Origin of the sequence: Ruegeria atlantica (assembly GCF_947495585.1) — a bacterium.
GTDB lineage: Bacteria > Pseudomonadota > Alphaproteobacteria > Rhodobacterales > Rhodobacteraceae > Ruegeria > Ruegeria atlantica_G.
On the sequence record NZ_CANLZK010000011.1, the window covers coordinates 74,631 to 99,922 of the forward strand.

At 54.1% G+C, this 25,292-nt stretch carries 20 protein-coding genes; 4 read left to right on the forward strand and 16 right to left on the reverse strand.

Annotated elements, in window-relative coordinates; genetic code table 11:
- Positions 1-2: 2 nt before the first annotated feature.
- The 9 genes from QMP16_RS17295 to pobA form a co-directional block, all read right to left on the reverse strand.
- The gene (locus QMP16_RS17295; protein WP_282153390.1) at positions 3-608 is read right to left on the reverse strand and encodes a TRAP transporter small permease; all 606 of its coding nucleotides are present in this window, start codon (positions 606-608) and stop codon (positions 3-5) included.
- 83 nt (positions 609-691) lie between these two features.
- A complete protein-coding gene (locus QMP16_RS17300) occupies positions 692-1,711 on the reverse strand; it encodes a TRAP transporter substrate-binding protein (RefSeq protein WP_282153391.1) in 1,020 nt (339 codons plus the stop codon).
- 69 nt (positions 1,712-1,780) lie between these two features.
- Positions 1,781-2,857, reverse strand: coding sequence for a 3-carboxy-cis,cis-muconate cycloisomerase (locus tag QMP16_RS17305; RefSeq protein WP_282153392.1), 1,077 nt, complete (start codon positions 2,855-2,857; stop codon positions 1,781-1,783).
- Positions 2,854-3,723: a 3-keto-5-aminohexanoate cleavage protein gene (locus QMP16_RS17310; protein WP_282153393.1), complete on the reverse strand. Its 870-nt coding sequence runs from the start codon at positions 3,721-3,723 to the stop codon at positions 2,854-2,856. Before QMP16_RS17310 ends, QMP16_RS17305 begins: the two co-directional genes overlap by 4 nt.
- 69 nt (positions 3,724-3,792) lie before the next feature.
- Positions 3,793-4,413, reverse strand: a complete 621-nt coding sequence (gene pcaG, locus QMP16_RS17315; RefSeq protein WP_282153394.1) for a protocatechuate 3,4-dioxygenase subunit alpha — start codon at positions 4,411-4,413, stop codon at positions 3,793-3,795.
- Positions 4,413-5,141 carry a protocatechuate 3,4-dioxygenase subunit beta gene (gene pcaH, locus QMP16_RS17320; RefSeq protein WP_282153395.1) on the reverse strand — a complete coding sequence of 243 codons (729 nt, stop codon included), beginning with the start codon at positions 5,139-5,141 and terminating at the stop codon, positions 4,413-4,415. The genes pcaG and pcaH overlap by 1 nt, the downstream gene beginning before the upstream one ends.
- A gap of 47 nt (positions 5,142-5,188) precedes the next feature.
- Positions 5,189-5,566 carry a 4-carboxymuconolactone decarboxylase gene (pcaC, locus tag QMP16_RS17325; RefSeq protein WP_282153396.1) on the reverse strand — a complete coding sequence of 126 codons (378 nt, stop codon included), beginning with the start codon at positions 5,564-5,566 and terminating at the stop codon, positions 5,189-5,191.
- Positions 5,559-6,347, reverse strand: a complete 789-nt coding sequence (gene pcaD / locus QMP16_RS17330) for a 3-oxoadipate enol-lactonase (protein WP_282153397.1) — start codon at positions 6,345-6,347, stop codon at positions 5,559-5,561. Before pcaD ends, pcaC begins: the two co-directional genes overlap by 8 nt.
- Positions 6,347-7,516, reverse strand: coding sequence for a 4-hydroxybenzoate 3-monooxygenase (gene pobA / locus QMP16_RS17335; protein ID WP_282153398.1), 1,170 nt, complete (start codon positions 7,514-7,516; stop codon positions 6,347-6,349). The genes pcaD and pobA overlap by 1 nt, the downstream gene beginning before the upstream one ends.
- An 89-nt stretch (positions 7,517-7,605) precedes the next feature.
- On the opposite strand from pobA, the gene pcaQ reads away from it, so the two are divergent.
- Positions 7,606-8,514: a pca operon transcription factor PcaQ gene (gene pcaQ, locus QMP16_RS17340; RefSeq protein ID WP_282153399.1), complete on the forward strand. Its 909-nt coding sequence runs from the start codon at positions 7,606-7,608 to the stop codon at positions 8,512-8,514.
- Between the two features lie 83 nt (positions 8,515-8,597).
- On the opposite strand, the gene QMP16_RS17345 is transcribed toward pcaQ, so the two are convergent.
- Complete coding sequence (locus QMP16_RS17345; RefSeq protein WP_282153400.1) at positions 8,598-8,780, reverse strand: hypothetical protein; 183 nt, start codon at positions 8,778-8,780, stop codon at positions 8,598-8,600.
- A gap of 209 nt (positions 8,781-8,989) precedes the next feature.
- On the opposite strand from QMP16_RS17345, the gene QMP16_RS17350 reads away from it, so the two are divergent.
- Positions 8,990-10,285 carry an RcgA family putative transporter gene (locus QMP16_RS17350; RefSeq protein WP_282153401.1) on the forward strand — a complete coding sequence of 432 codons (1,296 nt, stop codon included), beginning with the start codon at positions 8,990-8,992 and terminating at the stop codon, positions 10,283-10,285.
- A gap of 34 nt (positions 10,286-10,319) precedes the next feature.
- On the forward strand, positions 10,320-11,000 hold the full coding sequence (locus tag QMP16_RS17355; RefSeq protein ID WP_282153402.1) for an IS6 family transposase: 681 nt from the start codon (positions 10,320-10,322) through the stop codon (positions 10,998-11,000).
- 359 nt (positions 11,001-11,359) lie between these two features.
- Here the strand turns inward: QMP16_RS17355 and QMP16_RS17360 are convergent, their stop codons facing one another.
- The 6 genes from QMP16_RS17360 to QMP16_RS17385 all read right to left on the reverse strand — a co-directional run bounded on the left by QMP16_RS17360 (position 11,360) and on the right by QMP16_RS17385 (position 18,630).
- Complete coding sequence (locus QMP16_RS17360) at positions 11,360-12,031, reverse strand: response regulator transcription factor (RefSeq protein ID WP_085822290.1); 672 nt, start codon at positions 12,029-12,031, stop codon at positions 11,360-11,362.
- Positions 12,032-12,131: 100 nt separating this feature from the next.
- Positions 12,132-13,715: a sensor histidine kinase gene (locus tag QMP16_RS17365; RefSeq protein WP_282153403.1), complete on the reverse strand. Its 1,584-nt coding sequence runs from the start codon at positions 13,713-13,715 to the stop codon at positions 12,132-12,134.
- 1 nt (position 13,716) lies between these two features.
- Entirely contained in the window at positions 13,717-15,246 is a 1,530-nt protein-coding gene (locus QMP16_RS17370) for an ABC transporter transmembrane domain-containing protein (RefSeq protein WP_282153404.1), read from the reverse strand.
- A complete protein-coding gene (locus tag QMP16_RS17375) occupies positions 15,243-16,307 on the reverse strand; it encodes a hypothetical protein (protein WP_282153405.1) in 1,065 nt (354 codons plus the stop codon). The genes QMP16_RS17370 and QMP16_RS17375 overlap by 4 nt, the downstream gene beginning before the upstream one ends.
- A 213-nt stretch (positions 16,308-16,520) precedes the next feature.
- On the reverse strand, positions 16,521-16,685 hold the full coding sequence (locus QMP16_RS17380) for a hypothetical protein (RefSeq protein WP_282153406.1): 165 nt from the start codon (positions 16,683-16,685) through the stop codon (positions 16,521-16,523).
- An 886-nt stretch (positions 16,686-17,571) separates the two neighbouring features.
- Complete coding sequence (locus QMP16_RS17385) at positions 17,572-18,630, reverse strand: AraC family transcriptional regulator (RefSeq protein ID WP_282153407.1); 1,059 nt, start codon at positions 18,628-18,630, stop codon at positions 17,572-17,574.
- Between the two features lie 496 nt (positions 18,631-19,126).
- Here QMP16_RS17385 and QMP16_RS17390 point away from each other — a divergent pair, with 496 nt between their 5' ends.
- The gene (locus tag QMP16_RS17390) at positions 19,127-25,282 is read left to right on the forward strand and encodes an autotransporter outer membrane beta-barrel domain-containing protein (RefSeq protein WP_282153408.1); all 6,156 of its coding nucleotides are present in this window, start codon (positions 19,127-19,129) and stop codon (positions 25,280-25,282) included.
- Positions 25,283-25,292 lie beyond the last annotated feature (10 nt).

Genomic DNA, 25,292 nt, shown 5'->3' on the forward strand with positions numbered 1-25,292 from the left:
CCTCAGACCCTCGCCGCGTGTGAGTTAAATAACGCCCGAAAACTGCGCCAAACGCAGAATAGCGCGACTATGAAAAAGATCAGGATACATATCTCGGCCACCACATACGTGGGCCAGAGCGGCAATCCCAATATCTGAGATTCCTGGCTGCTGCGCACCCGTTCCGCGATTTCAGAGAAATTGCCCTGAACCAAAAGCTCAGCCAGCGACTCTTTTGAGCCTCGTGCTTTTTTGAAGATCAAAAACCATTGTCGCGTCAGAATGAGATATGCAATCGCTGCCAGAAGGGTATCCCCCAAAAGATCCAGCACCTTGTTGAATCGCTTGCCAAAAACCGGCTCGAACAGATCTACCTTGATGTGCCCCTTGCGGATCATCACCCAGGGCAGGGCGGCAAACAGCGCAAAACCCACACCATATGTCACAAGCTCCTCTTCGCCAAGGATCGGACGCAGCCAAGGCAGGTTCTCTCCAATCACAGTAGAATCTGCAACAAAATCCAATGCCCTGCGCAGAAGCTTGAGCAGGATACTCAGACAAGTGGCAACGGTGGCAAAGATCAGGCCCATGCCCCCCAGCAGAGCCAACCCTGCTGCGAGTTTCGTCATACCATGCTCTGTGCGTTCAAAGAGTGTCATAAGAAAAACCCGGTAGGAAACAGCGGCCCTGCCGGGCAGGGCCGATCAGTGTTCTATTGGTTGTCAGAGATCAGATTTCTGGCCTGATCAATGGCGGCCTGCCCATCGAATCCTTCGCCTGAGGCCCGCTCGACCCAACGATCATAAACAGGCTGCGCGGCTTCGATCCAACGCGCGACTTCAGCCTCATCCAGTTGGATGATGTTGTTGGCTTCAGCTGTACCCCTGCCTCCTGCATCCGCGTCGACCATGACCTGGCCGGCAAATTCGGACAGCGCTTTGCCAGTTTGCTCATCCAGGATTGCACGCAGATCGTCGGGCAATTCCTCGTAAACATCCCAGTTCATCGCCAGAACAAAAACCGCAGTGTAAAGCGCCCGATCTCCTGACAATTCGGTGTGGTTCGGTACCAGTTCCTGTAGTTTGATGGATGGCACTACTTCCCAAGGGATAACGGCACCTGAAATCACGCCTTTGGACATGTTCTCGGGTATTTTGGGCAATGGCATTCCGACCGGTGTTGCGCCCAGTTCCCCCAACAGATCCGTGACCAGCCGGGTTGGTCCTCGCATCTCCTTCCCTGCCAGATCTTCCAGTTTGGCGATGGGCTCTTCGCTGTGAATGACCCCCGGCCCATGGACCCAGCCAGCCAGGATTTTGGCCTCTTCGAATTCGCCGTCCTGTAATTCAGTCTCGATCAAATCGTAGAACGCTTTCGATGTCGCGACTGAATCCTGCATGATGAATGGCAATTCGAATACTTCGGCCCGATTGAACCGGCCCGAAGTATAGCCGGGCAGGGTCAGAACCGCTTCAACGGCGCCGTCAACTGCTTGATCATAAAGATCCCCCGGACGCCCGCCCAGCGACATGCTGTCAAAAATCTCTACCTTGATCCGGCCATCGCTCGCTTCTGCGACTTGTTCCGAGAAAGGCACCAGAAACTTCGAATGAAGCGGTGCTTTCTGTGACATGAAGTGATGAACTCGGATTGTTACTTCTTGCGACATCGCAGTGGTCGCTGCACTCGCCAGCACCAGTGCCGCAATTGTCGTTTTCAGAACTCGGTTCATTGGCTCCTCCTATTTCTTACAGTTTGCGTCTGCGCAGCTTGTGTCAGAGCTACGGCTGGTTACACAGGATCAGCTTTTCGGCTTGGATCCCATTTCAGTGATGTCCCGCACAACTTCGGCTGCGACCAACAAGGCACGGCCAGTTGCCACAACCATTTGCGGCAACAACATCCATTCCAACGCCCAAGCGGTGCCGGAACGTTCTTGCTCGTGAACCACGGCGTGGTGCATGCCCGGCAACAGCGTGGCATTGAAACGCGCCAGAGTTACCAGCAATTCGGCTAAGACAGGGTTGTGCTTGTGCGGCATGACAGACGAACTGCCACCGCTTTTGAGACGGATGTCGTCAACGCCTTGCTGCGCCATAAGCACAATGTCCTGCCCCATTTTTCCCAATGTGCCCGTTATCAGGGACAGCCAGCCGGAAAACTCCGCAATTGCAGTACGGTCGGTGTGCCATGATCGGCCGGGCGAGGGCAGATGCAGGGCGCGGGCCATGCTGTCGGCGATCTGCTGAGAATGTTCGGCCCAGGAGGCTCGGTCGCCTACGGCGCCGCCGAGCTGCAATCGGATCAGGCGCGTTTCGATTTCCGCCAAACGTTTCAGATGGGTTTTAATCGGTGTCCTCCAGGTTTTCAGCCTGTCGGACACGGTTATTTCCAGCGCCAATTGCATTCGTGTTCGCCCGGCCAACGGATTCTCACCGAAGGTCACTTCCAGTTCCTCAATCGCCGAAGAGACCGATTGCAAGCGGTCTGCCAGAATTGCAATGGCGTCCCGGAGGTTCAGTACCAGCGCGGTGTCGATCACATCTTGTGACGTCAATCCGCTGTGAATGACTGGCTTGATATCGTCCGGCGCATCTGCCTTGAGTTGGTGTACAAGCTCAGGGATCACAAGCCCGTCGCGTGCGGTGCCCTCTTTTAGTCCGGCCTCATCAAGTTCCGCCGACAGAACGTGCTGCGCTGCACGCTCGGCCAGTTTCGCGTCACGCAGACCGCATTCACCGAGTGCCCGGGAATAAGCGGCCTCGATTTCGCGCATTGTGCCCAGTTGCGCATCGGCACCAAGTGCCGCATCTATCTCGGCGTCGGCAAACAATGCGCTCAACCAAGAATGGTCAAATATACTGGCGCTCTGGGTCATGTTTGACTCGAGTTGGCTACTGACGAGTTGAATTCAGATCGCAAAGGGACGTTCAGTATGTCTCGGGCCTGCCGCCAGGTCGCAACTGGACGTTCATGCTTGTTGCACAGGTCAACCGCTCTTTCCACCAGAGCGGCGTTCGAAGGCGCAAGAGTGGACTTGTCGATGCGGACGTTGTCCTCGAGACCCGTGCGGGTATGCCCTCCCGCTGCAATGGCCCATTCGTTGACGATGATCTGGTTGGGCCCAATACCGGCCGCACACCACTCCGCATCCGGTGCCCGGTCCTGCATGGTTTTAACGTAGAAATCAAAGACGTCCTTATCTGCAGGCATCGCATTCTTCACGCCCATGACGAACTGAACGTACAACTTTCCATATAGATTGCCATCCTGATGCAACTTTATGGCCTGGACGATATGCGACAGATCGAACGCCTCGACTTCGGGCGTTACGCCGTAGGTCTGCATTTCAGACGCCAGCCAGTTCACCAGATCAGGGGCGTTTTCGTAAACGCGCGTCGGAAAATTGTTCGAGCCGACAGAAAGAGATGCCATGTCAGGGCGCAGCGGAAGCATCCCACCCCGTTCCTGACCAGCTCCAGACCGGCCACCGGTGGATAGCTGGATGATCAGGCCAGGACAGTGCTGGTTAAGACCTTCGACCAATCTGGCAAACCGTTCCGGGTCACTTGTAGGCGTGCCATCGTCGTTTCGGACATGGCAATGGGCGATGGTGGCGCCCGCCTCAAAAGCTGCATGCGTGCTTTCGATCTGCTCTTCAATCGAGATCGGAACAGCGGGGTTATTGGCCTTGGTTGGCAATGAACCAGTAATCGCAACGCAGATGATACAGGGTTTGCTCATGTTCACTTCCCTTGTGAAAAGTGGCCTGCCCCGAAGCATGAAGGGAGAGAGCAGGGGCAGGCCGATTGCTCAGATGTCGAAGAAGACGGTCTCGTTCTCGCCCTGCAGGCAAATATCAAACCGGTAGACGGTCTGCCCATCCCGTTCGATACGTTGAGCAATGAGTGTTTTGCGACGGTTTTCCCATTCGACCAGATTGATCACGGGATCAGCGGCATTGGCGTCCTCTCCGTCGCTGAAATACAGGCGGGTATTGAGGCCGATATTGATGCCGCGAGCCACAACCCAGAGGTTTATGTGTGGGGCCATCATCGTGCCCGAGCGTCCGGGGACGGGGCCGGGTTTGACTGTATCAAACCCCCATTCGCCGGTTTCGAAGTCCGTGATTACTCGACCCCAGCCGCGAAACCCTTCTTCCACCTCTCCGGGGTGTTCAGGATGGGCATAGATGCCTTCAGCATTGGCTTGCCACGCCTCGATTAACACATCCTTGACCGGACTACCTGTGCCGTCGATAACCACGCCCTCGATCCGGATTCGCTCACCTTTGGCATCGGGACCTGCGATATCCCAGCCCAGCTCGCTTTTGTAGATATCAAATCCTGCTGCACCGGGGGCAAGCCCAATATGCACATAAGGACCGGCGGTCTGGGATGGGGTTTCCTTGAGATAGTTCAGCTCTTGCGGCATCAGTTTCCCTCCAGACGGTTTTCGAACAGGGTTGAGCGGCGTCCACGCAAGACGATGTCGAACTTGTAGGCGATGGTATCCAGCGGGATCGTCGCGTTCAGATCCAGCGGCGCGATCAGGCGCTCAATTGCATCCGGGTCGGGAATGGTTTTGACGATCGGACATTGATGGATCAGCGGGTCGCCCTCGAAATAACACTGTGTAATCAGGCGCTGTGCGAATGCTGTACCAAAGATCGACATGTGGATATGAGCGGGCCGCCAATTGTTGACCCAGTTGCGCCACGGATAGGCACCCGGCTTGACGGTCCGGAAATAGTAATAACCGTTTTCATCGGTGATCGTGCGCCCACAGCCGCCAAAGTTCGGGTCGATAGGCGCAAGATAAGTGTCTTTCTTGTGCCGATACCGTCCACCTGCGTTTGCCTGCCACATCTCGACTAGCGTATTGGGCAGCGGTCGTCCGTTTTCATCCAAAACCCGCCCGTGAAGGATGATCCGCTCGCCAATCGGGCTTTCGCCCGGTTTGGCGTAGTTCGACAGCAGATCGTTGTCGATCGGATCAACATCGTCATGGCCGAAGACCGGGCCAGTAATCTCACTCATCGAATTCTGCAGGCTGATCAAAGCCTGTTTTGGAGAGCGTGCAACCGATGTCTTGTAGTTCTGAACATAGGCAGGGGGCTGCCATTCACGGTCACGTTGGTAGAATTCGCCGGGTTTCACCATGTCTGCCTTCTCCTTTTAGCTGCGGAAACGTTCGCGCGTCTTCCGGATCAGTTTTGTTCCATTTCGTCATAGGTCTGTTTGGCCAGCTTCAGTGCGTGATTGGCGCGTGGCACACCTGCGTAAACGGCCACGTGCTGGAACGCCTCCAACACATCCTGTTTGCTGGCACCTGTATTGGCCGTGGCACGAATGTGCATTGGAATTTCTTCAAAATTCCCCAGCGCGGCCAGCAGTGCCAGGGTTAGCATCGAACGTTCCCGGTCCGAGATTCCGTCCGACGCCCAGACCGTACCCCATGCTCCTTCGGTGATTAAGGTCTGAAACGGCTCATCAAACGGAGTTTTGCAGGCTTCGGCGCGGTCAACATGGGCATCGCCAAGAACCGACCGCCGCACTTCCATTCCTCGTTGATACCGGTCAGCCATGCAATGTCTCCTCAATGAAATCACCAACCAAAGCGGCAAATTGTTCAGGGGCCTCAACACAGGGCAGATGTCCTACCCCTGCGATCTCACTATACTGCGCCCCCGGGATCAGCGAAGCGGTACCGCGAACAATCTCTGTCGGGCTGGCCAGATCTTCCGATCCGCCAATCGCGAGAACGGGAAGACGCAGGTCTGCGCTGGCTTCGCTCAGATCGGTTCCCGCGATAGCAGCACAACAGCCGATATATCCCTCGGCAGGGGTGCGCGTCAGCATATGACGCCATGCCTTCAATTCGTCGGTTTCCCGAAATGCCGGACTGAACCAGCGTTCCAGAATTGGATCTGCCAATGCCGCAATTCCGTCGGCACGTACCGCGTCGATCCGGTTTTGCCACATCTCGGGGTCACCCATTTTTGCGGCTGTGTTGGACAGGACAAGCCCGCGCACGAGGTCCGGGCAACTGGCGGCCAGTGACTGGCCGATCATGCCGCCGATCGAAAGCCCTATAAAAACGCAACCGGTAATGCCGAGATGATCCAAAAGGTCTTCGGCATCCCGCGACAAGTCTACAGTCGTGTAGGGGCCGTGTGGGCAGGACGACAGACCGTGCCCGCGTTTGTCAAACCGGATCAGGCGCAGACCTTCGGGCATCAGTGGAACAACCTTGTCCCACACTCGCAAGTCAGTGCCCAGCGAGTTGGCAAACACCACGGGAAACCCGTTCGGATCGCCATCCTCGCGCCAGTGAAGGCAGGCGTTATCCAGCGCCGCCACCTGCATCAGTACGGCAGACCCACGTAGTTCTGGGCAAAGACAGACTGCGCCTCGCGGTTGTCCCTAAGAAAGTTCACGTCCGCCTGCTGCATCTTCAGGTCAAATGCGTTCTGCTTCGGGAACCGGTGCAACAGGTTGGTTGTTGCCCAACTGAAGCGTTCCGCTTTCCAGATCCGGGCCAGCGCCTTTTCGGAGTACCGGTCGATACCTTCACTGTCGCTGTCCTCGTAGAATTGAACCAAACTGTTATAGAGGTAATGGATGTCGCTGGCAGCGGTATTCAGCCCCTTGGCCCCGGTCGGCGGCACGATATGGGCAGCATCCCCACACAGGAACAGGCGCCCCCAGCGCATTGGCTCGGTCACGAAAGACCGCAGCGGCGCGATGGATTTCTCAATCGACGGGCCAGTCACCAGCTTTTCGGCAAATTCGCTTGGGATGCGGCGTTTGAGTTCCTGCCAGAAGGCGTCGTCGGTCCAGTCCTCGGGTGAATCCGACAGCGAGCACTGAATATAGTAGCGGCTCAGGTTTTCGTTGCGCATCGAACACAGGGCAAAACCGCGGTCTGAACCCGAATATATAAGCTCGTGATTAACCGGAGGAGTTTCCGAAAGAATGCCCAACCAGCCGAACGGGTATAGTTTTTCGTATTCCTTGCGAACGGTCAGCGGAATTGTCTGGCGGCTGACGCCATGGAACCCGTCACATCCGGCGACGAACTCACAGTCGATCCGATGCTCTGTACCATCCACTGAATAAGTCACGTAAGGCGCGTCACTGTCGGCGTCGTGGATCGTGACATCTTCGGTGTTGAAGATGATTTTTCCATCCATCGCTTCACGCGCTTCATAAAGGTCGCGGGTCACTTCGGTCTGACCATATACGACAACATGGCTGCCGGTATGTTCCTTGAAGTTGATGCCGAATTGAGTGTCCCCGTAGGAGATAATGGTGCCATCATGAACAAAAGATTCCTTGTCCATCCGCGCTGCAACACCGGCCTCTCGCATAAGATCCACAAAGCCTGTTTCCAGGATACCGGCCCGGATGCGCCCAAGGACATACTTCTTGGTTTTACGTTCTAGCACGACCGTATCAATGCCCTTGCGGTGAAGCAGCTGGCTAAGCAGCAAACCCGACGGACCACCGCCGACTATGAGAACCTGTGTTTTCATATTGGGACCTCCTGAGCACAGGATGGTATGATTGATTTGAAAAGTAAAATGAGTTAATGGCGACTTTAGTTTCTCATTTGGATAAGTAAATGATCGATCGTCGCATAAAATTTCGACACATTCAGTCCTTTATAGAGATCGCGCGTGCAAAACGCCTCAAGCACGCGGCTGAGAAGCTCCACCTGACGCAGCCCGCAATCTCGAAAACCCTGAAAGAACTCGAGGAAATCGTCGACGCCCCACTAATGAGGCGCGACAGATCAGGCGTGGAATTGACCAAGGCAGGACAGGTTTTTCTGCACTTCGCACAAATGTCATTAGCCAGCCTTCAACAGGGTTTGGATGGTGTCGAAAGAACCGGCAGAAAAGAGAAGGAAAAGCTGACAATTGGCGCTTTGCCAAGTGTTGCGGCGTGGTTGATGCCGAAAGTTGTTAAAGAGTTCCGCGAACTTGCCCCGGATGCAATTCTTCAGATCATCGACGGTCCGCACATTTATCTTGTGGATCGTTTGCGCCTTGGAGAACTTGATATGGTCATTGGCCGCCTGGGCCGACCGAAAACAATGCAGGGGATATCCTTCACGCAGCTCTACAACGAACAGGTCGAGTTTGTTGTCAGACCCGGCCACCCCTTGTTGAAGAATCCCAACCTGAGCCGTATCGGTGACTGGCAGGTTATCTATCCACCTGAAGGATCAGCGATCCGTCCATTGGTCGACCGTTTCCTGATTGCCAATGGGATCGGAGAAATCCCCAATCGTTTGGAGACAGTTTCCGGCGCTTTCGGCCGTGTCTATACGCGCGAAACCGACGCAATCTGGATTATCTCCAGAGGGGTGGTTGCTAATGAAATAGCCGACGGACGACTGATCAGGTTGCCAATCAATACAGAACTAACCCAGGGACCTGTCGGCTTAATGACAAGACCAGATGTTTCTGAGAATTCAATACAGCAGATATTTCGGATAGCGGTGCAAAATGTGATTTTGGGGTTATAAGCTAAACTATGTTAAATCTCTTTGACCGGTCGCCGCGCACCTAGCGTCAAAATTGAACGCTGGTTAAGCTTCGGAAAGTCTTCTCAAAGGCGAAGACGGGCGGCAGGCGAAAGTTCCACAACTCTTAACCCGCTGTCTGACGCGACACTGACTTGTCCGTTGTTCCATGCATAAACGACCGCCATCGTTTTGCCCGTGTGGGCGTCCTGAACTTCAATGATAGGCTCGCCTTTTTTTGCTCGTTCGTTTTGTTGTTCTGTCGCCATCGTCAATCCTCGGTGTTCGTAGGCCCGATCCTTCAATCCCAGCACAACAAGATTGGTAGGGCTCTTTCTGTTGCATGGTTGTTGCCCTTCATCCCAAAGCAAAGAGCGGATTCTGGCTCAACTTTGAGAAGAGTAAGGCGGCTCGTTGACAATCGCACGAACCGGAACGAAACAGGATGAAACGGAACGAACCATAAGCGTGTAATCAATTGATAAAGCACGGTAAATATTTTGTTCCTCCGCTGAAAGACGGCAGCGACTTCAAGGAACTGTTCAAGTATCTGGTTTCTGTGGGAGCTGGCTTACCCGCTGACCAGACGGGACTTCCTGTGGGCTCATGGACGCCAGAGTTACTTGCAAGCACCATCTCTCAGTTTGACTCCAATCAGTCGAGCATCGAGCTACGGACAGTTCAGCATTGGTTTCAGGATAACGACAGAGGAATTAGCACCGACAACATTCGCTGGCTGGCGCGCGTATTCGGCTGTGGCGATCCTGACGCTATCATCGCGTGGAGGGCGGAACTTAATGCCGCCAACAGGCGATTGGCAACAAAGCGACGAGAGAAGCGCAGCATTCAAACGCGCGATTTGCAGTTTTCTTCTGGCACTGCCAAGGAAGGTGACCAAGACGCGATTGAAAACGCAGCGAAACGGGAAACACCGAGGGAGCCGACGAGTATCTCGGGACTAGCGGGACGAACAGAGGCGATGTTCAGCACCCATTCATCATTGGGCTTGCCGGCCGTGGTATTCGCCGCTGCTACAGCGCTGGGGCTTATGTCGTTTTCATTGAACATTCACAGCGTTGAGTTCACACCCCCAACAGGTCCGACAAAGCAAGTTGGTTTTTTGTGGGCTCCGAATTGGACAGTTGTTTTCCTTGTGCTTCTGCCAGCGTATTTCGCAGTTTTGATCAATCTGTTGAGGCTGTGGAAAGCAGAATGGCGAGCTGACTTAGTGACAAGGTTGAGTTCCACATCACCACGAACCAATTGGGCAAGCAGGGTCACAGCAATGTCCTATGTGTATTGGGCGGTGTTTGTTGTGACCATATTGATAGCCTCGGCTTTCAATTGGATGGAAACACACCTGATCCCCTTGCTGACAGGGAACACAGGAAGTTGGCCGGTGGAGTGGGGAAGAATAGCTATATTTCAACCTGATCTGGTTTCCGTACCGAACGCAATAGCGTTTTCCGGACTCGTCTTCTTGCTAAACGCCTTTGGGTCTTACTTGTTCTTCGCAGGCCTGATCATCCTCTATTCGCTCACGGATGATTTCGTCGATTTTGCTGCACACCTTGCCCACGACAAGAGCCAAGAACTCCATCAGAATCTTGCAGAGATTGGCAGCTCGCTAATGGTTGGGATTTTCAGATGTTGTTCATTGGGTCTGATGATCACCATTTTGATGAAGCTTCAGGCGAGCTTCCTGCTTTCGGACAGCAGAGACAGGATCTGTTGCATACTTTTGGCTGTTGACGAGGTCAGATGCTGCGGGTGAATGACTTTCGGTATTATCAGTCGAAAGTCAGTTCATGATTTCCTTCAAAGGCGCGCAATATCCGAAGGATGTGATCCTGTTCGCGGTGTTTTTCTATGTCCGATACGGTGTGTCATACCGGGATCTGGAAGAAATCATGGCCGAGCGCGGTGTTTCAGTGGATCACACTACGCTAAACCGATGGGTAACACGGTATTCTGGTGCAATCGCTGAGGCAGCACGTCGCCGCAAAGGGCCATGTGATCGTTCGTGGAGAATGGACGAAACTTACATCAAAGTTAAAGGCGCGTGGGTTTACCTCTATCGAGCTGTCGACAAGCACGGCAAGACCCTTGATTTCATGCTTTCACGACGTCGAAACAAACCAGCCGCCACCAAGTTCTTCGCCAGGATGTTGGAGATCAATGGATTGCCGAGGAAGATTGTGATCGACAAGAGCGGTGCCAACACCGCCGGCATCAAGGCCATCAACAAAATGCTCAAAGGCTTTGGCTGCCCGATCCCAATTGAGATGGTGAGGCGGAAATACTTGAATAATATCGTGGAACAGGACCACCGTTTCATCAAGAGACGCACGCGGCCAATGCTGGGGTTCAAGGCCTTCGCTTCAGCTGCAGCAACGCTCGACGGAATCGAAGTGTCGCATATGATCCGCAAGGGCCAATTCACGCCCGGACTCTGTCCATTTAAGCAGTTCGCTGAGCTCGCCATCTGACTCACAAGCGATTGCTGAAACAACTCAACGGGCTCAAATCTTTGCAACAAAACCGGTGGTTGATATGCATCCTGACAGCATCAGAATTACCAGAACAGGCAACACTCGCGTCATGAAGAGACCTTTCAATCGACTTAAGGGGCCATAATTGAGACCGTGACCCACACAAAAGTAAAGCGTCCTGTTGGCATTGATGGGCTGGTGGCATTCTCTTGCGCAGAGTCGGCAAAACCAGTCTTTGAGGGCAGTCCATACAAACCCGAGATCGATCCAGAGTAGGAGCAACGATATTTGCGCCGCACTCAAACGCAGACTTCTTCTTAAGTGACCACTTCCCGAGTCAGACCCAATAGTAATGTTCAGGTCATACGGTAACCGACGTTCCTGAGTGTCACGATCCGCTGACCTTCCGCACCGATTTTGCGCCTGAGACGCCCGACATAGACATCAACCACATTGGTCAATGGATCTTCATTCATGCCCCAAACCGAGTTTAGAATCCGCTCTCTGGATAACACGCGCCCAACATTGGTCAGAAACAGAAGAAGCAGGTCGCGCTCCTTCTTGGATAACTGGATTTCTTGACCTTCAACGGCAACCTGAAGCGAACGCCGGTCAAAGGTAAGCGCCCCACAGGTAATCACAGTTTCGCTAAGATCGTTCGCATAGCTGTTGGCACGGCGATGCAGCGCTTCAACCCGCGCTATCAGTTCGTCAAAGTCGAACGGCTTGGGAAGATAATCGTCTGCGCCAATTTTTAGCCCTTCCACTCTTTCCTCTGGGCTGTCCAATGCGGTCAGCATCAAAATCGGGATCTTTGATTTCCTGGCGCGCAGTTTGCGACAGACATCTTGCCCCTGAATCCCTGGTAACATCAGATCTAACAAGATGATGTCATAGTTGCTGGCAGCTACGTGCTCCAAAGCATCTTCGCCACTTGGTACGTGATCTACAGACCAGCCTTCAGCGGACAATCCGCGACGTATAAAATCAGCTACACGGGCTTCGTCCTCGACAAGCAAAATATTCATAGTACGCCTCAATTATCTCTATGCTCACAACCGCGACGATGCGCAGTGGTGTGCGACCTAACCGATTGCCCAACTTGCTTTTGAAGCAGACTGGCACGCATTAGCCGGTTTCTGGTAGGGCATCGGTCTGTACAACTTTCATCCGAGGTGACTTGGGCAGAGTTATGGTGATCATTAACCCGCCTTCCTGGCGATCTTGAAGGTCAACTGTCCCACCATGAGCCTCGACAATCGACTTCACGACCGGTAGCCCGAGGCCGCTGCCTTCGATCCCCTGCCCCGATGCGTTCGATCCCCGAAAGAACCGGTCGAATGCTTGGGATTTTTCCACCGCGCTCAGGCCGGGACCGTCATCTTCGATTGTGATCTTGCAAGACGCGAGCCCTTCTTCCAACATCGCGCTTATTGTTGGGCCTCCATATCGTCGTGCATTTTGCAGCAATGCCAGTACGGACTGTCGAAGTCGAACCTCGTCAACCGAAGCGATCACCTTGCTTTCTGGGCATTCGACCTGAACCGGATCGGGGAACATCGCCACTGCATCGTGCAGTATTTTTCGTAGATCCGTTTCCTTACGATCCAGTCTGAGCTGGCCAGCCTCAAACCGGGCGACGGTCAACATGTCATCCACGATTTGGTTTGTGTGCTTTGCGGAATCTCGAATACGGGCAAGTGAATCTGAAGCGTCTTCTGACAGCGTTTCTGATGTCCGTAGAGTGACATCAGCCTCGCCGAGGATGATTGCCAAAGGCGTTCGTAACTCATGGCTGATATCGGCCATCAAACGTTTGCGGTTCTCTTCGCCTGTCTCAAGCTTATCGATGAGTTGCTGAAGCTCGAACGTTCTGGCGGCAACGGTGTCTTCTAGTTGCCTCTTTTGCTCGGCGCGGCTGACTTCGCGAGCAGCCAATCCTTCGGCCATACTATTCAGAACGGTTTCCAACTCTCTGAACTCTTGGCTGCCACCGAGACTTACCGGCTTGGAATAATCGGCCCCACGCAGGTGCCCAATGCCGTCTGCAAGTCGCGTAAGTGGCTTTCTGATCTGGCGGTTGAACGACACGAGCGCCACAAGCAAAACGCCAATTGCGGCAAGAACGATCAAGTAAACCAATCGTTCATTCCATTTTCTGAAGGCCGCTGCCTCGCTCAATACCTCGTCGACCTCCTCGGCCTCTTCATCAAGGGCAGCCTGAATTTTTTGATCGAGTTCATCATCAATGTCGCCGTCCAGCAGCGCGGCCAAGCGTTCAATCCGAACAAATGTCTCGATACGGCTTCCATTGGTTGAAAGGTTCGCGATTGCTGCATTGACGGATTCGATATCGTCCTCGATCTCATCGAGAAGTTCGAGCTCTTCGATCTCCTCATCACCCACCATCTGGATTTCACGCGCGATAGTCATTCGGATCGAATCTAATGTCTGGTCGATTTTCGCCTGCAGCTCTTCTTCGCTTACGCCATCGTCTCGGTCTCCGATAAGCAACGCGTCGCCGTGTTGCTTGAACAGACGGTATAGATCCGCCTCAAGCCGCAGATGCAGCCCATAGGATTCTTGGGCCAGTGATATCCGGGCGTCCCACCATCGCGTTTTTTCGAGGCTGTACAGGGTGAGTCCGGCAAGACCGCCTAAGAAAGCTACCAGAACAGCAGCGTAAATCCCAAATAGAGTAGATGAACGCATTTCAGACGACCTTTGAATTCTGTTTCACATTAGGCGAGGCGGCATCTTCGGCCAATATGATGGTGGCCGACGAAAGCTTCTGCATAGTTTCAAGCAATTTGGCCTGGCGATCCCTGCATGAACCCCACCTGACAGAAGCGATTACGACGACGTCAGCTTTGCCAAGAACTGCGCGCACGAGATCAATACTCAATGTTTGGAAGGGTGACAGCCCGTTACCATTTTCCGCCACCCGCTGATCCAGGCCACCAGGTGCCCGAAGCAGGTCGGATAATCCAAAGTTCTGCATGACCTTTGTTATTTTCTGATCATTCGGTCTTTTCGAACACATCAGTGTTGCCGAACGACGCAAACTGCCTTGGAGCCCGACATGGTCGCCCCCGACAAAGGCAATTTTTGAGGCTCTATCTTGCCCACCATAGCGAACCGCGATGCCCTCATTCTTATCAAGGCCCGCAATACACCGCGCGATACTGTTTGCGTGCTGCCCTACTAATGTTGAAGTTGAACCGGGCGGCACCGCAAAAAAGATAGAGTTTCCATCCAATTCCCCGGTGACTTCAATTTCAGGGGGCGCGCCATGATCTACACCAGCTCGCATCAACACCGGTTCCGAAAGTAGCGTCGCTGCCTTTTCGCGTGCAACGCTCCAGGCGCAATAATAGTCCCACGCCCCGGCAAGGCTCTGCAACGGAAGGGCAAGTAGCGCCAAAACAGAAAGGCTCGCAGCCACTGTCGCCGGTGCTGTTTCGTTTTGGCTTGCCAGCCAAAGCATCAAAAGACCGGTAAGCGCCACACCGAGTTGCAATACTGCCTGGAGGCTCGCGGTTCTGCCTCGACGTGCCAATGCGTCGCGTCGCAACGATGCGCCTTGTTTGTCAAGTTTGCGCAATTCGCGATTGGTTCGACCCATCATGTCCAGTTCAGGCGCAATCGCTATGCGCTCAATCATGGAAATCGCGATATTGGCACGTTTGCGACGCAGTTTTTTATGCCGACGAGCCAGATGCCAGGCCAGCATTCCCATGATAAGCAGCGCGAAACTGAGTGAGGCAATGCCATAGACCGCAAGGGCAGGATCAAGAAAGTAGAGAACGGATACGGCACCCGGAATAACAAAGGTTGCTGACAAAACGTCTGGTAAACCACGGCCAAACCATAGGCGCGCCGCAGATAGGTCCCCGACAAAACGCAAGGACAGTGCACCAACCCGGCGTTTTTCGTGCCGAGATTTGGGAAGTCGGGCTATCTGCTTATACAACGCTCGGCGCAAAGAAATCGCGTAACTTTGGCCGAGAGCTTCTGCGCGGTATCTTGAAAAAAACAAGCACGCAGCTGCGATAATTCCGGAGATCGCCAGTTGCAGGACCGTACTCATTGCAAGAGCGTGGCCTGCATGAAGCGCGGTAAAGGCATCACGCGTCGCAAACGCTGCGAACGCCAGTGCAACAGCCTGCACAATACCGCAGATTGTAAGGAGGACCGCATCAACGATGCGGTCCTTTGTGGCCAGTTCCGTGAGGGGGGTCATGCGGCCACGTTGACAGTTTCACGTCGCATCAGCGGTGCAACATGTTGGGTTATGGTCGCGGGCGACCAAAGATCTTCGCGTGATAAAATCGGGCGACCGGTTACCTCAGCAGCTTCGGCTGCGGCCAATGGCGAACAACTGACCATCCCGGATATCGCAAATGGGCTGAGACCCACCTTGTTCAGAACGGTCACACCGCCCAGAGCACTTAGTGCGTCAGGTGCAGCAAACAGGATGCCGTCCAACCGATCCCGAATCCGCGAAGACTGCAAGATAGCCCGTGTTTCCTGCTGGAACACACCGTCAGCGATCTCAACCACCACAACCTCGGCGCCACGCTCAGCTGCGGTTGCAACCAGCGTATCAAAACCGGCTTCAATCGTTTCTAGCGGCATCCGATATGTCGTGGCCATACCGACGTCCGTGAAGTCGAGCGCCGGAGCGCCTCCGTCTTCGAAACTGTTGAAGTCACCAAAGGCTCCGGTCCCAGTCGCTTTCACACCGGCAACGGAGTAACCCGAACGCGTTAGGCCATGACCAAGGCTTGACGCAGCCGTTGTCTTTCCGGAATTCATCGAGGCCCCGAAGACACCAATGACCGTAACGTGTTCGTTGTTCGGCAGCGAGGGCAACGCGTAGTCTGATACGTTAATCACATGACCTGAGGCATTGGACAGAAGGCCGATGGGTTTTAGTCGCGTCGGATCATCCATACGTATGTGCGCGGCGTCCACTCGGCCAGCGACACCACCGCCTGCGACCAGATCGATAAGATCGTCATCAATCACCGCGCTGGCAAGAAACTGATCTGGTGCGTATCGGTCGCCCAAACAAAGGACAACATAGTCACCAGGGTAGCTGACCGAGGCGCGGCGCTCCGCCAACTGAATTTTCTTGTGATGTCCAATTTCGGCAATCTCACAAAGAATAAGATCTCCTGCCTTTGCGCGGCCCATCTGCGTGGTAAGCCCGTGTACATCGGACCGATCAACCCTGCGGGTTGTAAATGCCCATTTTGCAATTTCGCAAGCGGCAGGGGAGGTTTGAAGAAACTGTGTCATGCTTTGCTCCGTGACTGGCTGTTCAATGAAATCATTTTGCCAGTGCGACGTGAGAAGAATTGCAAAGTGGGATGAAAGGTCAGCATGCGGTCAAATGAACGGCAAATGAACACGTGCTGTTGGAGCTACGTTTTTAAGCTGCGTATTTTCATGCAGTATGAATTCCGGTTTGCTCTCACAAACGGTCAGAGGAACAAACATAGCAGTGGGCCTTCATTTAGTCGTCATCGTCTCTATCGTCGTCTCCGCCATCACCACGATCGTCTCCATCATCATCGCGATCATCACTACGATCATCTCCATCCTGTTCGCCTGACCTGCCACTCCTGTTTTCTCGACCTTCACGTTCGCCGCGCTCATTTTTTTCGCCTTGTCCATTATCTACACCACGGCGCAACTCAATGATCGTGATACGATCGTCTTCATTACGATCAATGTCCTCAAGAAGCCTCCGCGCGCCGGATTCTCCAAATGCTGTGGTAAGCTCATTCAAGCTCAAAACTCCGTCCGAATTCGTATCAACAGACCGGAAACTAGCCGTTTGTGCTATGGCTCCATTGAACAGGCTGAGGCCAACTAAAAATGTGAAGGCCAAGAAAAGGGCGCACTTGACGCAGGCGGTTGCCCTTGACCCACGTTGCGCTGCTCCACTGCCAGTCTTTGACACATTTGATCCTTTGCCCGTCGAATGCTTCGGTGAAAAAGCGCTCCTTACTTCCAGTAGGACAATATGGCCGGCTGAGATGAACCTGACCTAATATGAAAGTGAACGTCAGATGAATGTTGCCAGCTACCCGGAAACACGGTTTGGCTAAAGACATCGAAACCGCCCAAGACCAAACTCTGGTTTCCAAGGCAAAGGCCAGAAGTTACAGTGATCACAGCTTTCTGCCGGCGACAACGTACAACTGACATTGCGGCCCATACCTGCCGTTGATCGAACCCATCATTTTCTGCGGCGCGGCCCGCCACACCGGACTTTCGCTGCAAGTGCGAAATCAGGAAACACCCAACTCACAGTTGCGGACTAAAGCCGACCTTAGTATTTCGACCTTTGCTGCCGCAGCATCCATTCACACGCGCGGCGGGATTCTTGTTGCGTCATAACCAAAGTCGCGGAAGCGGTCATTAGAACCAAAAAGTTGCCTTTGCAATTCTATCTAATTTGCCAACCGTCGTTTCGCTATTGGCATGGGCAAGCCAAACACGCGGCATACATACTTGGCCCAATGATGCATATATCGAAAGCACCACGTGGCCGCGCTCAAGAGTTATCGGTCTTGAGCGTGTCCCTGTAATGCGATGGAGATTGGTTTGCCCAACGTTTGAAAGATCGTCGGAACGCCCTGTCGTCCGAGTACCCCAGAAGATGAGCAATCGCATCGATACCTAAATCGGGATTGGCGAGAAGACGTTTGGCATTTGCTGCGCGAACCTCCTCGAGCATTTCGCGCAGCTCCTTACCATGTTGACCGGCAAGTCTTTGCAAAGACCTCAGGCTGAGGTGCAGCTTTTCCGCAAGGGCAGCTGCCCTATATTCGCCAACGGCAGCATTCTCGCAAATTGCGTCATGCACTTTCTGCAGGTCCTGATTGCCCAGATTCGAGAGACCGTTCTCTTTATGCACACGATCCAAATGCGCCCGCGCGTAGTCATGCAGAGGTTTGCTGGATAGCCGGCTAGGCTTGTTCAGGGCCTCTCTTTCTATGACCAATGCATTTCGTGGTTGTCCGAACGATACCTTTGCGCCGAAGAATTCTTCGTACATCTCAAGCTTCAGCAATGGCTTATGCGCAAAATGGACTTCAGAAATAGCGTCAGCAAGCTCAAACCATTCACACAGCGTTCGATACAAAAATGCACAAGCAAACTCTGCCATCGCGCCATTATCACATTCGTCCATCGGATGATAAAAGCCGAGGCGCGCATGTGAGGCCGTCTCTTCAAGTGTTAGGTGCAACCGGTCCGACAAAACGGATCTGTATTGAACCAGCATTTCCAACGCGTCGCGGACGCTTGGTGCGAACTCGACCGCTGAACTTATATAACCAAGGATCGAAAACGGCGTGACTTTGGCAAGGTCCAGCGTAAACGGTTCCCCGGGCAAAGACGCCGCCATCATGTTCATGATTTTGGGGAAATCATCTTCCTTGATCTTCGCGTTCGGATCAAGCAATTGGGCCGGATCAATGCCCAGTTCTTCAATGATTTCCGTGACCGGCACACCCCTTGAAATGGCGTAGCTTATCATGTTGGCGGCGGCGACCGCGATGGTCTTATGATCTAACGGATTATCTGCTTGCGGCATTTTGTGGTTCTTCATTTCAAGGCGGAGTAAACGCGGCGTTGCGCATTTCTGGAAAGGAGGTAGCTCAGGCAGCTGCAGCATATCGCTGCCACGATACATTTTGTTCGTCTAGCGACCGACTGCAGGAATGACAATTATTTGATCCGGAGTTCCACTTCGAATGCCTTTGCTGCGTCCAGAGGCACTGATTGGCGCAAACTGTCCGGTCGATTGCGTGAACTGTCCTTGATCCCGCAAGGTTGGCCAAGTCTTACTGTGCGTCAGCTCAGAGGTTGAGGATGCGGTGGAAATTCAGAACGAGACATATCTCACATACCGACTGCCAGGCGGATTCAATGCCGGTGCAAAATGCCGAATTTGAGCCTGTTCAGTAAGCTCAACATTCAAAAGGTCTCCTGTGAAAAATTGCATAAGTGAACGGCGCGCCCCTCAGGTCGCGGCACGAGGCGGGCGTTTGGTAAAATGGAAAGGAGCGGTCGCAAGTATAGCTCCCTCGCTGCTCCTGGCGTCAGTGTCTGTGGTAGTACTGTCGAATGGGATTTCGGCAGCCGAGGTTATCTCGGGGTCACAGAACACAGGGGTTGTTCTTGCTGACGATGAAGACCTGACAATTACCGAAACGGGCGCGGTCAATCTGACTACGACCGCTGGGATTTTCGTCGCTGTTCAAATTCGCCCTGCCTATTCCAGTACCTTCACAAATGATGGCACGATTTCAGGACCATCCTCTGCCGGGGCCGGGCTTGGCGTTACCCTGAGTAGTAAGCTGGAGCAAACGGGTCAGGTCATCAACAACGGTACAATCGACATTGACTTTCTGTCCACGTCGCTTGCCGCCGGCACCGGTATCAATTTTGGCGGAGCCGTTGCCGGAACCTATGTCAACAACGGTACAATTGAGGTTGATGTTGAAACTACGGGCACAGGATCTGCTAATCCAGTCGGCATGTTTATTCAAAAACAAGTCGAATCAACAGCGTCTGTATTGAACGCTGGGACGATTGCTGCGCGGGGGAGCGACGCTTCGTCGGCTCTCGCGATTGGAATGTGGTTCGACGACAGTGTAAACACCAGTGTCGCCAATTCTGGCACGATCTCCGCCACGGCAGAGGACGCTGTCGACCTGTCGGCCATCGGTATCCTGTTCGGCGAAGACTTGGGCGGCGACTTACTCAATTCCGGCACAATCAATGCGACGGGTAGCGATGCAATTGGTGAAGCTGATGCTGTCGGAATACAGGTTCAAGGGACTGTAACCGGTGTGTTTGAGAACAGCGGTGCGATCTCAGCTGAGGCAAGCGAAGCCGCAGGTGATGCGGACGCCTGGGGTTACAATGTCGAAGGTGACCAGGTCGGCAATGTCACGAACATCGGCACGATTACGGCTGTTTCTGAAAGTGCGACAGGCGAAGCCAATGCCGCAGGTGTTTATGTCGAAGGGGACACAAGCGGCGATCTAAGCAACGGTGGAACTATTGCCATTCAAGGCAATGCGTCTGCATCGGTATCTGCCAGTGCATTCGATTTGTCCGGGACTCTGGACGGTAACTTTGGCAATTCCGGAACCATTTTAGTAACCGCAATTTCAACTGACAATGAAGCGGGCGCCTATGCGCTGAATGTTGCCGGGCAAATGACCGGCGACATAAGTAACAGCGGCGCTGCCAATATCGTGGCCGAGGGCGGAGACGACGCGACGGCAATCTTCGCGGGCATAAAAGGTGGCTTGAACGGCAGCTTTGCAAATAGCGGAACGATCACATTACAGGCGACCGATTCAATTAGCGAAACCGCACTGGCCGCAGCGCTTATCGTCGACGGCGGGATGGCCGGGGATATCACCAACAGCGGAACAATCTCATTGCAAGGCGATGGGCAGAACTCCGCAACAGCCATTGCGTTTGCTTTTTTCGGGGATTTGGACGGAGACTATACAAATTCCGGCACGATCACCGTGAATTCAAACGGGCAGGTTGAAGATGCGATATCCCTTGCTCTTGGGGTCGATGGCGAGATGGCCGGCGACATCAACAACAGCGGTAACATTGCCTTGCAGGCTGCTGCGCAATTGGATGCAACCGCTGTCGCAACCGAGGTTTTGGGCGACTTCGACGGAAGTTTTTCCAACTCAGGTACGATCACCGCGGATTCAAGCAGTCAGGCTAACGGAGCCGAAGCTTTTGCCTTCCGAGTTGAAGGCGACATGGATGGCGATATCACGAACATTGGTGGCGTCTCACTACAGGCTGACGCGGAACGTTCTGCAACGGCAATTGCATTTGCAGTATCCGGGACCCTTGATGGGGATTTCACCAATTCCGGTACGATCATCGCGATTGCTGACGGTTTTGATTGGGAGGGCGAAGCACTGGCTCTTGATGTCGACGATGGAATGATTGGCGACATCACCAACAGCGGCACCATCCGCTTGAATGCCGTCGGGCAATCCTCTGCGACAGCGATCGGGTTCGATATCTCTGGAGGCTTGGAGGGTAGCTTCAGCAACTCTGGCACGGTCACAGCAGTTGCGAATGACCAAACCGAAGAGGCAGAAGCCCTTGTGCTTGTTGTCTCCGGAGGGATGACCGGCAACATCTCCAACAGCGGAACAGTCACACTTCTTGCTGAAACCGGTTCCGGCGCCGAAGCTGTTTTTGCCGAAATCAGCAGTGGGCTGAGCGGTGATTTCAACAACAGTGGGACGATTTTGCTGCAGGCGAACAGCGGGACCGACGATGCTGAAGCTTATGGCCTGCATGTCACTGGCGGAGTGACGGGCGATGTCGCCAACAGCGGTAGCATCGTCTTGCAGGCTGCTGCGCAATTTGATGCAACCGCTGTCGCAACCGAGGTTTTGGGCGACCTCGACGGAAGTTTTTCCAATTCAAGTACCATCACAGCGCACGCCAATACGCAGGAATCTGAAGCCGAAGCATATGGTTTGTACGTCGATGAGGACATGACCGGCAATATCTCCAACTCCGGCTCGGTCTCGTCCAGCGCGGCAACCGCGAACCTGGGGCTGGATACGGACACGCATATAGCGCTGGCAGGAGCCGCCGGTTTTTTCATCGACGAAGACTTTGACGGAAATTTCTCGAATTCAGGAACTATTTCAACTGCTTCAATTGCCGATGACGGTACATCCAATGCTATTGGATTGGCCTTTGCAGACGGTCTTGTCGTGAACGGGGGTATGTCCGGAAATATCTCCAACAGCGGCACGATCAGCGCATCTGCCAACGGTGAAACTGTAGTCGGCGCGTCAGGTTTTCATGTTAACAACGAGATGAGCGGCGATTTTTCGAACTCAGGTTCGGTATCGGTTAGCGCGGTTTCTCGTTCTGGCGGGGTCGAAGCCTATGGCTTGTATGTCGGTGACGATTTTACCGGCGACATTACCAACAGTGGATCGGTTAACGTACAAGGCGATGCGGCCACAGACGCAACAATCGCGGGCTCTTACATTGACGGTGATCTGAACGGCATCTTCGAAAACTCCGGGACAATTGTGACAAATATCATCAGCAGCGATGATTCTGCTGTTGCGGAAGGGCTGGTGATACGCGGGAATCTGAGTGCAGACGGTGGCATCCTCAACACCGGATCGATCATGAGCCGCGTCGAGAACAAAAGCGGACACTTTGCCGATGCGACAGGTATCTTTGTCCGCCGCGACGTTTACTCTGACATCGGCAACACCGGCACAATCGGCGCCGTCGTCACCGGCAACCGGATCGGCACCGCAGTTGCAGCTGGTATCAACATCAACGGTAGCATGAATGGCACCTTGTCCAACAGCGGCACTATCTCGGCTTCCGCGGATGGAGGGTCTTCTGCCTATGCTAATGGATTGTACATGAACATAGATTGGGTCGGAGATCTGATCAATTCAGGGTCAATAAGCGCAACTGCGGAGAGCATTGACAGCGGCGTCGGGGCAAATGCCGAAGCTGTGACGATCATAGGTATGCTAACTGGAAATATCCAAAACTCTGGCGAACTCGTCGCAGCCGCCAGGGGCGACGGTTCCTTTATGAGCGCGGCGGGTATTTACATTGCTGACACGCTTGACGGTGATTTTTCAAACGGTGGGACGATCAGCGTTCTCGCAGACAATGCGCGAACCGGTGCGGCATCCACTGTCGCAACCGGCGTCCACATCGGCAATGCATCCGGTGATTTTGACAACAGCGGTACGATCAGTGCCTCTGCCAATGGTGAGGTCACGGTTGGTGCGTCAGGGATTCATATTGCTGGCCCGATGAGCGGCGATGTTTCGAACTCGGGCTCTATGACAATTGGTGCGGTTTCCGGCTCGGGCGGAGCTGAGGCCTACGGCTTGTATGTCGGTGACAATTTCACCGGCGACATTGCCAACAGCGGATCAGTTTATGCCCAAGGCGATGGGGCTACAGATGCAATGGCGGGAGGATATTACTTTGACGGCGATCTCAGCGGTAACTTTACCAACTCTGGCTCGATAGCAGTTGTTGCTACAAACGGAACCGAAGTTGTTGAGGCAGATGGTTTCTTCGTCGATGGTCAGGTAACAGGGGACATTGGGAACTCAGGAACAATTGCCGTGTCTGCGGCAGCATATGACGGCTCTTCCGCGACGGCCAATGGTGTCTATCTTAACGACGATCTGAACGGCTCGTTCGAAAACTCCGGGACAATGATTGCAAATTCCACCGGCAGCGCTGAATTTGCAGTTGCGGAAGGACTTGTGATCCGTGGGACTCTTGGTGAAGGCGAAGGCATCCTCAACAGCGGATCGATCCTGAGTCGTGTTGAAAATACGAGCGGATCGTGGGCCAATGCGTCAGGGATTTTTGTCCGCCGTGACGTTTACTCTGACATCGAGAACGCCGGTACTATCCGCGCAGTTGTCACCGGCAATCGGAACGGCAGCGCGACTGCAACTGGTATCAACATCAACGGCACCATGAATGGAACCTTGTCCAACAGTGGCACGATCTCGGCTTCTGCTGATGGGGGGTCTTCTGCCTATGCTTTTGGAATTTACGCGCAGGGCATAGACGGCGATCTGACCAATTCTGGTTCGATAAGCGTAACGGCAGAGAACCTTGATGGCGGCGATGGGGCAAGTGCCGTGGCCGCATCGGTCGGAGGTACGCTAACCGGCAACGTCGAAAACTCTGGCACGCTTGTCGCAATCGCCGAGGGCGACGGCTCCTTTATTAGCGCGGCGGGTTCCAGAATGTTTGATACGCTTGACGGGGATTTCGCCAACAGCGGCACAATCCAGGTCTCTGCGACGAATGCACGGTCCAGCGCGGCATCCACCGTCGCAACTGGGGTCTTTATCAGTGAAACATCCGGCGCAATGACCAACAGCGGGGCGATCAGCGCGACCGCCTCCGGTGCGGGAGCGGATGCCTTTGGTATCTATATCGACAACTTCGATGGCGTGATCACCGATGTGGGCACGATCGCGGCCACGTCCGACAGCGGCGACGCCTATGCCATCTATCTGGAAGGTGGCAGCGGTACGCTGAATGTCGATACCGAGGATCGAGTGACTGGCACCATGCGGGTCGCAGCGCATGATGTGAACCTTGACGCCCGCGGCGGCAGCAACGTGTTCTATTTCGAGGACGCGGCGACTGCTGCCGGAACGTTCACAACCACAGTGTCTGATGGCCGGTCGGCGTGGTTTGTCGACGATGAAGGTGGGCTCAACCCGGTCTACGCTAGTGTTGATGCGTCCGAAGTGTTGAACTCGGCCGAGGTGACCGCATTCTATGGCAGTGTAGTCGGTTCTTCCACAGACGCGCTGCGCTATGGGTCGCATGCACAGGTCTCACGCAAGACAACCACGGGCCATGTATCTGCTCTGACCTTTGGCGCTTTCCGCCCCTACGTTATGATCGATGCCGCATCGCGCAGGTTCGAGAACCTGCCTGACACAAATACCGATGTCACCCTGTTTAATGGCAGCGCCGGGTATTCCGGCCAGTTGGAAAATGGCCTTGCCCTTGCCCTGGGCCTGGGCGTCTTCCGCTCGGATGGAGACACCAATTTGACCGACTTCGACACTGACGGCTTTTATCTGAACGCCTCTGTGGGTCGTCAGATTGGCGCCTACACCCTTGAGGCCGGACTGGGATATGGCTGGCTATCGACCGAAAAGTCGCGCCAGATCGACGGCAGCGCGGATGCAAATGCGGATTACGACGGCACGCTGTTTACAGCTTATGTCGGGGTCGAGCGCGCGGTTGATGTTAGTGACGGTTTTGGCCTGCTGGGCTTTGGGGACCTCCGCTATACCCGTCAGAAGGATAACCGCTACACCGAAACCGGATCCTCAGCCAACGCCACTGTCGGTGATAGCACCACCGATGTGATCGAGGCCCGTCTGGGAGCCGAGGCCGAGAAATCGCTGAGCAACGGCGGTCTTGTGATTGGTCAACTGTCCGGCGTTCTGCGCCGGGATCTGGGCGATACCGAGGCCGCGGTGACCGTATTCTCATCAACGCAGTCGCTGTCCTTTGCCTCCACCAATTTCACAGGCGCAAGTGTTCTGGTTGGATACGAGCACGAGTTTCTCACAGGTATGAAATTCGAAGCGAATGCTGAACATGAGATCGGCAGCGACGCGCAAGGGCCAAATTTCCGGGCCGGGCTGCAATGGTCGTTCTAAAACCTCTGGC

Bases quoted from the DNA above. Each gene is read 5' to 3' on its own strand.
- QMP16_RS17295 (WP_282153390.1), bottom strand. From the start codon at position 608: ATGACGAAACTCGCAGCAGGGTTGGCTCTGCTGGGGGGCATGGGCCTG.
- QMP16_RS17380 (WP_282153406.1), bottom strand. From the start codon at position 16,685: ATGGACAAGGCGAAAAAAATGAGCGCGGCGAACGTGAAGGTCGAGAAA.
- pcaD (WP_282153397.1), bottom strand. From the start codon at position 6,347: ATGCAGGTGGCGGCGCTGGATAACGCCTGCCTTCACTGGCGCGAGGAT.
- QMP16_RS17355 (WP_282153402.1), top strand. From the start codon at position 10,320: ATGATTTCCTTCAAAGGCGCGCAATATCCGAAGGATGTGATCCTGTTC.
- pcaG (WP_282153394.1), bottom strand. From the start codon at position 4,413: ATGCCGCAAGAGCTGAACTATCTCAAGGAAACCCCATCCCAGACCGCC.
- pcaC (WP_282153396.1), bottom strand. From the start codon at position 5,566: ATGGCTGACCGGTATCAACGAGGAATGGAAGTGCGGCGGTCGGTTCTT.
- QMP16_RS17360 (WP_085822290.1), bottom strand. From the start codon at position 12,031: ATGAATATTTTGCTTGTCGAGGACGAAGCCCGTGTAGCTGATTTTATA.
- pcaQ (WP_282153399.1), top strand. From the start codon at position 7,606: ATGATCGATCGTCGCATAAAATTTCGACACATTCAGTCCTTTATAGAG.
- QMP16_RS17300 (WP_282153391.1), bottom strand. From the start codon at position 1,711: ATGAACCGAGTTCTGAAAACGACAATTGCGGCACTGGTGCTGGCGAGT.
- QMP16_RS17370 (WP_282153404.1), bottom strand. From the start codon at position 15,246: ATGACCCCCCTCACGGAACTGGCCACAAAGGACCGCATCGTTGATGCG.
- QMP16_RS17345 (WP_282153400.1), bottom strand. From the start codon at position 8,780: ATGGCGACAGAACAACAAAACGAACGAGCAAAAAAAGGCGAGCCTATC.
- QMP16_RS17310 (WP_282153393.1), bottom strand. From the start codon at position 3,723: ATGAGCAAACCCTGTATCATCTGCGTTGCGATTACTGGTTCATTGCCA.
- QMP16_RS17365 (WP_282153403.1), bottom strand. From the start codon at position 13,715: ATGCGTTCATCTACTCTATTTGGGATTTACGCTGCTGTTCTGGTAGCT.
- QMP16_RS17385 (WP_282153407.1), bottom strand. From the start codon at position 18,630: ATGAAGAACCACAAAATGCCGCAAGCAGATAATCCGTTAGATCATAAG.
- QMP16_RS17305 (WP_282153392.1), bottom strand. From the start codon at position 2,857: ATGACCCAGAGCGCCAGTATATTTGACCATTCTTGGTTGAGCGCATTG.
- QMP16_RS17375 (WP_282153405.1), bottom strand. From the start codon at position 16,307: ATGACACAGTTTCTTCAAACCTCCCCTGCCGCTTGCGAAATTGCAAAA.
- pcaH (WP_282153395.1), bottom strand. From the start codon at position 5,141: ATGGTGAAACCCGGCGAATTCTACCAACGTGACCGTGAATGGCAGCCC.
- pobA (WP_282153398.1), bottom strand. From the start codon at position 7,516: ATGAAAACACAGGTTCTCATAGTCGGCGGTGGTCCGTCGGGTTTGCTG.